This window comes from Stenotrophomonas sp. STEN008 (assembly GCF_056760435.1).
The window spans coordinates 18,270-27,047 of record NZ_JBRRET010000046.1 but is presented as its reverse complement, the minus strand read 5'-3'; the positions used below and the strand labels follow the sequence as shown (position 1 = coordinate 27,047).

The following is an 8,778-nucleotide window of genomic DNA, read 5'->3' as shown; positions in this document are numbered from 1 at the left end:
CCAGGGACGGCCGGGAATGGAGGGGGAACAGAATGGCCATTGTAGGCCGGGGGGGGGCCGCCCCCGCCCCCCCCCCCCCCCCCCGGGGGGGCCCACATCCGGCCACCCCCCCGGCCGCCGGCGACACCCCCCCCCCCCCCCAAGGAGGGGGGCGCCGGGCCATGCCCGGCGCTGGAATCAGCCGCGGCTGATACGGCCGACCGGCGTGTTGCCGCCGTCGCCGAGGAACTTGCGCGGGTTGACCACGTTGCCGTTTTCCCACACCTCGAAGTGCACGTGGGCGCCGGTGGAGCGACCGGTGGAACCGGCCTTGGCCACTTCCTGGCCGGCACGGACCAGATCGCCGACCTTCACCACCAGGCGCGAATTGTGCGCGTAGCGGGTGACGTAGCCGTTGCCATGGTCGACATCGACGACGTTGCCGTAGCCGCCCTTGACGCCGGAGAAGCTGACCACGCCATCGGCCACGGCCATGACCGGATCGCCGACCCGGGCGTGGAAGTCCATGCCCTTGTGGGTGGCGGCACCGCGGCCGAAGGGGTCGGCACGGGTGCCGAAGCCGGACGTGACATAGCTGTTGCGGATCGGCATGCGCGAAGGCACGGCGTTCTGCTGCAGCTGGTGATCGAACATCAGCGATTCCATCACCGACAGCTGGCGGCCTGAAGCAGCGAAACGCTGCTCCAGCACCTGTAAGTCGGCGTTGACATCCTTGACCGGGATGTCCGAGGTCGGGCCGCCGGCATCGCCGTCACCCAGGCCGGGAGTTTCGTTGAAGTCGAACTCGCCATCTTCCAGCTTGCCCATCTGGGTCAGCCGTTCGCCCAGGGCGTTGAGGCGGGTGGCCTGCGCCTGCAGCTCGCCGAGGCGGGCCGCCAGCGCGTTGACCTGGGTCTGCGCATCGCGCTGGACCTTGGCCAGTTCAGCCTCCTGGCGGTCGACCTTGGCCTGCAGCCGCGAATCGTTGAACGCGTTGGCGCCGATTCCGCCTGCAAAGCCGATAATGCAGCCTACCCCGAGCACGCTGCCCAGCAGGGCACGGGGGCGGTCCTCGAAATAGAACCGCAAACGCGTGAGCGCCGATTTGGCCTGACCTTCACGCGTTTTGATTACGATCTTTTTGAATGCCATCAGTGAGTTTTCATGTCTGAGCCGAAATCCAGCGTTCGCCCCGCTTCCGTGCCGAAACCGGCACTGGATGCGGTAATGGCGGACAAAAGCGGGAACCCGCTGCGGCGTGCCTTGTGGCTCGACGCGCTGGACCGTCAGTTGCGCCCCCAGTTGCCGCCACCTCTGCGCAGCCGTTGCCGGCTGGCCAATGTGGACGGGGAACACCTCGTTTTTCTCGTCGAGTCCCCGGTCTGGCATGCCAAGTTCCGGCTTGCCGAGGCCCAGCTTCTCGACGCGGCCCGGTCCATCGGGCTGAAGGCCACCAGGGTGACCATCAAGACTGCGTCCACCACTCCCTCACGCTCCCCAGCGATCGACAACCGGAATGGCCCCCACGCAGTTTCAGCCGCCACGCACAAAGGGCTACGCGACGCCTTGGCAGCCCTGCAGGATGTTCCTTCGAAGCCGAAGAAGCGGTCCTGAGGACAACGGAGCCTCCTGCTCCGCTCCCCGTCGCGCGTGTCACCGCAGCGTGAAACATTTCGGGGGCCGGGTCGCATCCTAGCGGTCCCCGGTGGACCTGTCGTTAGATTGTTGTTAAAACAACGTTAAATTCAGGCTTCCGATCCAACAGGTTCACGAAACCGTGACGACAGACCGACAGTCGCGTCACCTGCTGCGTCGTATCCATCGCAGCCTCCAGAAATGCGGACGCCGCCCTGAGAGGCGGCGTTTTTCCCTTTCAATTCAAAACGTTATGTGAATCAGGCGTAGGCCGGGGTGGCGTACTCGACCGGATCCGGTACCGCCGGCGAGTCATAGCTGACCCACTCCCACGCGCTGGCATCGGCCATCAGCGCGCGCACCAGCTTGTTGTTGAGCGCGTGACCGGACTTGAAGCCCTCGTAGGCGCCCAGCACCTGGCCACCGGCGAGGTAGAGGTCGCCGATCGCATCAAGGATCTTGTGGCGCACGAATTCGTCGGCGTAGCGCAGCCCGTCTTCGTTGAGCACGCGGAACTCGTCAAGCACGATGGCGTTGTCCATCGACCCGCCCAGGCCCAGATTGCGTTCACGCATGTACTCCAGGTCGCGCATGAAGCCGAAGGTGCGCGCGCGGGAGATTTCCTTGGTGTACGCCAGCGTGGAGAATTCGATTTCCTGGCGTGACTGCTTGGCCGGGATCATCGGGTGGTCGAACTGGATGGTGAAGCCCAGCTTGTACCCCTCGTAGGGCGTGAAGCGGGCCACCTTGTCACCCTCGGTCACTTCCACGGTCTTGAGCACGCGGATGAAGCGCTTGGGCGCATCCTGTTCCACGATGCCTGCCGACTGCAGCAGGAACACGAACGGGCCGGCCGAACCGTCCATGATCGGCAGCTCGGCCGAGGACAGCTCGACGATGATGTTGTCCACACCCAGGCCGGCCAGAGCCGACATCAGGTGTTCAACGGTCTGGACCTTGGCGTCGTTGCAGGTCAGGCCGGTGCACAGGGTCACTTCGGTGACCAGCTCCGCCTTGGCCGGCACTTCCACCACCGGATCCAGATCCACGCGGCGGAACACGATGCCGTGGTTGACCGGTGCCGGGCGCAGGGTCATGTAGACCTTGTCACCGCTGTGCAGGCCAACGCCGGTGGCGCGGATCGTGTTCTTGAGGGTGCGTTGCTGGATCATGGGGGCAGACCGGAAGTGACACATTAGATTAACACGCGCACTCCCCTACCCCGGCTGAAACGGCGGCAGGACACACCGGCGCGCGGGTGGGACACGCGTGAAGGGCCGCCGGGCCTATCCTGGCCCGGCGCCCGCACTTCAGGACATGGTGGCGCGACCCGGGGAGGACAAGCCCCGGGCAGCTCCGCTCAGTCCGCCTGGCGGCGCAGGAACGCCGGGATGTCCAGGTAATCGTTCGGCAGTTCCGCCGCCGCCGGGGCCGAAGAGGCCGGGGCCGACGCGGTGGAGGCTGCCGCGGTATCGCTGCTGGCACGACGCAGGCCCAGGCCCATGCCGCCCACGGCCTTGGAGACCGCATCGCCACCCGTGTCGAACTCGCCGAACTCCGGCTGGCCGGTGGTGGCATTGCGCACCAGCTTGATCGGCGCACGCTCGCCCGGACGCTGGCTCTTGCTGGCCGACACGCGGTTCAGGCCGGTAGCCACCACCGTCACGCGCACTTCGTCCTGCATGTCCGGATCCAGCACGGTACCGACCACCACGGTGGCATCTTCGGACGCGAAGCCATCGATGGTGCGGCCGATCTCGTCGAACTCGGCCATGGTGAAGTCGGCGCCGGCGGTGATGTTGACCAGGATGCCGTTGGCACCGGCCAGGTTCACATCGTCCAGCAGCGGGTTCTGGATCGCCGCTTCGGCGGCAGCCTGGGCACGGTCATCGCCACGGGCGGTGCCGGTACCCATCATCGCCAGGCCCATTTCGGACATGACGGTGCGCACGTCGGCGAAGTCGACGTTGATCAGGCCCGGACGCACGATCAGGTCAGCAATGCCCTGCACGGCGCCCTGCAGCACGTCATTGGCGGCACGGAACGCCTGGATCATGGTGGCGTTGCGGCCCAGCACGGTGATCAGCTTCTCGTTCGGAATCGTGATCAGCGAGTCGCAGTGCTGGCTCAGTTCCTCGATGCCCTTCAGCGCAACCTGCATGCGGCGACGGCCTTCGAACGGGAACGGCTTGGTGACCACGGCCACGGTCAGGATGCCCATTTCCTTGGCCAGCTGCGCCACCACCGGCGCCGCACCGGTGCCGGTGCCGCCGCCCATGCCGGCGGTGATGAACACCATGTCGGCGCCCTGCAGGGCGTCCATGATGCGCTCACGGTCTTCCAGGGCGGCCTGGCGGCCCACTTCCGGGTTCGCGCCTGCGCCCAGGCCCTTGGTCACGTTGGTGCCCAGCTGCAGCTGCAGCTTCGCACCGCAATTCTTGATGGCCTGCGAGTCGGTGTTGGCGGTGATGAACTCCACGCCGTCCACCGCCGAGTTGACCATGTGCGCCACGGCATTGCCGCCGCCGCCGCCCACGCCAACCACCTTGATCACCGCATTGGGTGCCATCTTTTCGATCAGTTCAAAATGCGCCATGTCCGTGTCCTCGTTGTATCCGCTTTCGATGGCATGGGCATTCGGGCGTCCTGCCGTCCTGCTGCATGCCGCCGTTGCGGCTGTGTGGGTTGTGTGTTGCCGGTGTTGCGTTGTGTTGCGGGTGTTGCATCCGGGCGATGCCCGGCGTTACGGGTTCCGCGTCAGAACTCGCCGCGGAACCAGGTCTTGAGTTTCTTGAACATGCTGCCGGCGCGCCCGGTCGGCAGCGATGGCCGGCGCGGATGCTCGATCTGGCTGCCCATCAGCAGCAGGCCCACGCCGGTGGCGTGCACCGGGTTGCCGACCACTTCGCCCAGGCCGGTGACGTGCTGCGGAATGCCCACGCGCACCGGCATCTGCAGCATCTCTTCAGCCAGCTCGACCACGCCTTCCATCTTCGATGCACCGCCGGTGAGCACCATGCCCGCGCGCACCAGCTCTTCGAAGCCGGAGCGACGCAGTTCGGCCTGCACCATCTCGAAGATTTCCTCGTAGCGGCCCTGCACTGCCTGCGCCAGCGAATGGCGCGGCATGCGCCGCGGCGGGCGATCACCCACCGACGGCACCTGGATGCTCTCCTCGGCAGTGGCCAGCTGGGCCAGGGCGCAGGCGTAGCGCACCTTGATCTGCTCGGCTTCCGGGGTCGGCGTGCGCAGCATGTGCGCGATGTCGTTGGTGACGTGGTCGCCTGCAATCGGCAGCGATGCGGTGTGGCAGATCGCGCCCTGCACGAACACCGCGATGTCGGTGGTGCCTGCGCCCATGTCGACCAGCACCACACCCAGCTCGCGTTCGTCGGCGGTCAGCACCGCCACGCTGGAGGCCAGCGAGGACAGCACCAGATCATCCACCTGCAGGCCGCAGCGCTGCACGCACTTGCTGATGTTGGCGGCGGCGGACTGCGCGCACACCACCAGGTGTGCATGGACTTCCAGGCGCACACCGGTCATGCCCACCGGGTTGCGGATGCCTTCCTGCGAATCATCCAGCACGTACTCGCGCGGGATCGCATGCAGGATCTTCTGGTCGGCCGGAATCGCCACCGCCTTGGCAGCGTCGAGCACGCGGTCCAGGTCGCCCCAGGTCACTTCGCCATCGCGGATCGGCACGATTCCCGGCGAGTTCTTGCACTGCACGTGGTTGCCGGAGATCGAGGCGTAGACCGAACGGATCTCGCAGCCGGCCATCAGCTCGGCCTCTTCGACCGCACGCTGGATCGACTGCACGGTCGATTCGATGTCCACCACCACGCCGCGCTTGAGGCCGCGCGACTCGTGCGATCCGATGCCGATCACTTCGATCGGGTTGCCCGGCGAATACTCGCCCACCAGCGCCACCACCTTGGAGGTGCCGATATCCAGGCCGACGATCAGCGATTTGTCACCCTTGCGATTCATGTCCTTTCCTGCGTCCTTCTTGCCGGGGTCGCCGGCGCGTCAGCCGGCGCGGCCGGGGTGCCCCAGCTCAGCGTGAAACCATTGGTGTAACGGAGATCGGCGCGCTCGATCGGCGCAGCCTGGTTGGCCAGTTGTGGCAGCACGCGCACGAAGCGCTGCAGGCGCGAACGGGCGTCATCGCGCCCGACCACCACTTCGGTGCCGTTGCTCAGCACCAGCGACCAGCTGCCGCGCGCATCCATGGTCAGCCGGCGCACGTCGACGCCGGCAGGCGCGAACAGCGCGCGTGAATCGTTGTACAGCTTGACCACTTCCTCGGTCTGGCTGTCGGGGCCATCCAGCTCGGGCAGCTGCAGGTCGGCCAGCTTCTTCGGCGTGGGGAACAGCTTGCCCTGCTCGGACAGCAGGCGACCCTCGCCCCAGCGGGCGAAAGGCTTGTGCTCGACCAGGGTCACTTCCAGCACGTCAGGCCACTGCTTGCGCACCTGCGCGCTTTCCACCCACGGCAGCTTCTCCAGTGCGTCCTGCGCATCCTGCAGCTTGACCGCGAAGAACCCGGCACGCGCATACGGCAACAGCACCTGCTGCAGCTGCTCGGCCGGCACGCGCTTGAATTCACCGTGCACGCGCAGCTTCGCCAGCGGCCAGCGCTCGGCGCCGACCCAGCCATTGACCACGGCCACCACCGGCAGTGCCACCACCGACAGCGCCAGAAGCCAGACGAAGATGCGCAGCACCGCGTTCATGCGTGGCCAGCCTCCAGGGTCTGTTCAAGCACGCGCCACACCAGCTCCTCGAAGCCGATGCCGGCCTGGCGGGCCGCCTTGGGCACCAGCGAGTGGCTGGTCATGCCCGGCGCGGTGTTCACTTCCAGCAGGAAGAAGCGGCCACTTGCGCGGTCACGCATCACGTCCACGCGCCCCCAGCCACGGCAGCCGGCGGCGCGGAAGGCGGCCAGCGCGATGCGACGGATCTCGTCCTCGGCCTCGCCGTCCAGGCCCGGGCACAGGTACTGGGTATCTTCTGCGATGTACTTGGCGTTGTAGTCGTACCACTGGCCTTTGGGCACGATGCGGATCGACGGCAGTGCGACGTCGCCAAGGATGGCGACGGTCAGCTCGTCGCCGACCACCATCTGCTCCATCAGCAGCTGGCCGTCGTAGCGCGCGGCCAACGCCACCGCCTCGTCCAGGCCTGCTTCGTCGGTCACACGGCTGATGCCCACGCTCGAGCCTTCGTTGGCCGGCTTGACCACCACCGGCAGGCCCAGCTCGCGCGCCTGTGCGTGGACGGTCTCGGCAGTGACCTTCCGGTACTGCGGGGTGGGTAAACCGACCGAGAGCCACACCTGCTTGGTGCGGATCTTGTCCATGCTCAATGCCGAACCCAGCACGTCCGAGCCGGTGTACGGCACGCCGAAGGCGTCCATCAGGCCCTGCACGATGCCATCCTCTCCGCCACCGTTGTGGCCGTGCAGGATGTTGAACACGCGATCGATGCCGCCGCCGGCCAATGCCCGGGCCAGGGCCGGAATGCCGTCCACGGCGAACGCATCGACGCCGCGCGACTGCAGCGCCTCCAGCACGTTGCGGCCGGAGTCCAGCGACACCTCGCGCTCGCTGGAGGTACCGCCGAGCAGCACGGCGACGCGGCCGAACACGGCCGGGTCGGTACTGCGCAGCGGCGGGAAGGTCAGCGTGCTCACGCCTCGCCCTCCGCCTTGAAGCCTTCCACTGCGATGTGGGTGGCGACGGCGCCGATATCGCCGGCCCCCATCATCAGCAGCAGGTCACCATCCTGCAGCACGTCCGGCAGCACGCTCGCCAGCTCGGCGGCCTTGCCCACCACCACCGGCTCGCTGCGGCCGCGGGCGCGGATGGCGCGTGCCAGCGCATGCGAATCGGCACCTGCGATCGGCTCCTCGCCGGCCGGGTAGACCTCGCTCAGTACCAGCGCGTCGACGCTGGACAGCACTGCAGCGAACTTGTCGAACTGGTCGCGGGTGCGGCTGTAGCGGTGGGGCTGGAACGCGACCACCAGGCGCTTGTCGGCCCAGCCGCCGCGGGCAGCGGCAAACACCGCCTCCAGTTCGCTCGGGTGATGACCGTAATCATCGATGATCCGCACCCTGGCACCGCTGGCGGTGGTGACTTCGCCCAGGTCGTTGAAGCGACGGCCGACCCCGGCGAAGGCCTCCAGCGCACGCGCAATCGCATCCGGTGCCACGCCCAGCTGCCAACCGACCGCAGCGGCGGCCAGCGCGTTGAGCACGTTGTGCCTGCCCGGCAGTGCCAGCACCACTTCCTGGCTGGTGCCCTGCGGCAGGCGCAGGGTGAAGCGCATGCGCGAGCCCTCCTGCACCACGTTCTCGGCGCGCACGTCGGCCTGCGGGCTCATGCCGTAGCTCATGACGTGGCGCGGCGTCCTGGCGGCCAGTGCAGCCACTTCCGGATCGTCGATGCACAGCACCGCCAGCCCGTAGAACGGAAGGCGCTGCAGGAATTCGGCGAATGCGGCCTGCACCCGGGCGAAGTCGTTGCCGTAGTTCTCCAGGTGGTCCGCATCGATGTTGGTGATGATCGACATCAGCGGATTCAGGCGCAGGAAGCTGCCATCGCTCTCATCGGCCTCTGCCACCAGCCACTGCCCACCGCCCAGCTTGGCATTGGCGCCGGCGGCCAGCAGCTGGCCACCGATCACGAAGGTCGGGTCCAGGCCGCCCTCGCTCAGCACCGCTGCCGTCAGGCTGGTGGTGGTGGTCTTGCCATGGGTGCCGGCCACGGCGATGCCACGCCGGAAGCGCATCAGCTCGGCCAGCATCGCCGCACGCGGCATGATCGGAATGCGCTGGCTGCGCGCCTCCATCAGCTCCGGGTTGTCTTCGCGGATCGCGCTGGACACCACCACGCAGTCGGTGCCCAGCACATTGGCCGCCGAATGGCCACGCATGATGCGTGCGCCCAGGCCGGCCAGGCGGCGGGTGGCCGCATTGTCGGCATTGTCCGAACCGGACACTTCATAACCCAGCGTCAGCATCACTTCGGCGATGCCGCTCATGCCGGTGCCGCCGATGCCGACGAAGTGCACGCGCGGGAAGGCGCGCACCAGGTCGTTGGTGTCGTGCAGGCGACGGATCATGCGCGGCCTCGCGCAGGGCAGGCGCGCTGGCAT

The 8,778-nt window shown here is 67.4% G+C and carries 8 protein-coding genes; 1 reads left to right on the top strand and 7 read right to left on the bottom strand.

All coding sequences use genetic code 11. The features are described from left to right. Positions 1-177 precede the first annotated feature (177 nt). The gene (locus tag ACVOME_RS16700) at positions 178-1,131 is read right to left on the bottom strand and encodes a M23 family metallopeptidase (protein WP_053516446.1); all 954 of its coding nucleotides are present in this window, start codon (positions 1,129-1,131) and stop codon (positions 178-180) included. Positions 1,132-1,143: 12 nt separating this feature from the next. On the opposite strand from ACVOME_RS16700, the gene ACVOME_RS16695 reads away from it, so the two are divergent. Then, the gene (locus ACVOME_RS16695) at positions 1,144-1,593 is read left to right on the top strand and encodes a DciA family protein (protein ID WP_053516447.1); all 450 of its coding nucleotides are present in this window, start codon (positions 1,144-1,146) and stop codon (positions 1,591-1,593) included. Between the two features lie 281 nt (positions 1,594-1,874). On the opposite strand, the gene lpxC is transcribed toward ACVOME_RS16695, so the two are convergent. From lpxC to murC, 6 genes are all read right to left on the bottom strand, one after another. Further along, on the bottom strand, positions 1,875-2,786 hold the full coding sequence (gene lpxC / locus ACVOME_RS16690) for a UDP-3-O-acyl-N-acetylglucosamine deacetylase (protein ID WP_053516449.1): 912 nt from the start codon (positions 2,784-2,786) through the stop codon (positions 1,875-1,877). Positions 2,787-2,974: 188 nt separating this feature from the next. Next, the gene (gene ftsZ / locus ACVOME_RS16685; RefSeq protein ID WP_053516450.1) at positions 2,975-4,210 is read right to left on the bottom strand and encodes a cell division protein FtsZ; all 1,236 of its coding nucleotides are present in this window, start codon (positions 4,208-4,210) and stop codon (positions 2,975-2,977) included. Between the two features lie 161 nt (positions 4,211-4,371). Beyond that, positions 4,372-5,607, bottom strand: a complete 1,236-nt coding sequence (ftsA, locus tag ACVOME_RS16680) for a cell division protein FtsA (protein WP_005408083.1) — start codon at positions 5,605-5,607, stop codon at positions 4,372-4,374. Next, a complete protein-coding gene (locus ACVOME_RS16675; RefSeq protein ID WP_053516451.1) occupies positions 5,604-6,353 on the bottom strand; it encodes a cell division protein FtsQ/DivIB in 750 nt (249 codons plus the stop codon). The genes ftsA and ACVOME_RS16675 overlap by 4 nt, the downstream gene beginning before the upstream one ends. Continuing rightward, the gene (locus tag ACVOME_RS16670) at positions 6,350-7,312 is read right to left on the bottom strand and encodes a D-alanine--D-alanine ligase (RefSeq protein WP_065182802.1); all 963 of its coding nucleotides are present in this window, start codon (positions 7,310-7,312) and stop codon (positions 6,350-6,352) included. Before ACVOME_RS16670 ends, ACVOME_RS16675 begins: the two co-directional genes overlap by 4 nt. Then, a complete protein-coding gene (gene murC, locus ACVOME_RS16665; protein WP_053516454.1) occupies positions 7,309-8,745 on the bottom strand; it encodes a UDP-N-acetylmuramate--L-alanine ligase in 1,437 nt (478 codons plus the stop codon). Before murC ends, ACVOME_RS16670 begins: the two co-directional genes overlap by 4 nt. Between the last annotated feature and the right edge of the window lie 33 nt (positions 8,746-8,778).

Coding starts and splice junctions, on each gene's coding strand:
- ACVOME_RS16700 (WP_053516446.1), bottom strand. CDS start 1,131: ATGGCATTCAAAAAGATCGTAATCAAAACGCGTGAAGGTCAGGCCAAA.
- ACVOME_RS16695 (WP_053516447.1), top strand. CDS start 1,144: ATGTCTGAGCCGAAATCCAGCGTTCGCCCCGCTTCCGTGCCGAAACCG.
- lpxC (WP_053516449.1), bottom strand. CDS start 2,786: ATGATCCAGCAACGCACCCTCAAGAACACGATCCGCGCCACCGGCGTT.
- ftsZ (WP_053516450.1), bottom strand. CDS start 4,210: ATGGCGCATTTTGAACTGATCGAAAAGATGGCACCCAATGCGGTGATC.
- ftsA (WP_005408083.1), bottom strand. CDS start 5,607: ATGAATCGCAAGGGTGACAAATCGCTGATCGTCGGCCTGGATATCGGC.
- ACVOME_RS16675 (WP_053516451.1), bottom strand. CDS start 6,353: ATGAACGCGGTGCTGCGCATCTTCGTCTGGCTTCTGGCGCTGTCGGTG.
- murC (WP_053516454.1), bottom strand. CDS start 8,745: ATGATCCGTCGCCTGCACGACACCAACGACCTGGTGCGCGCCTTCCCG.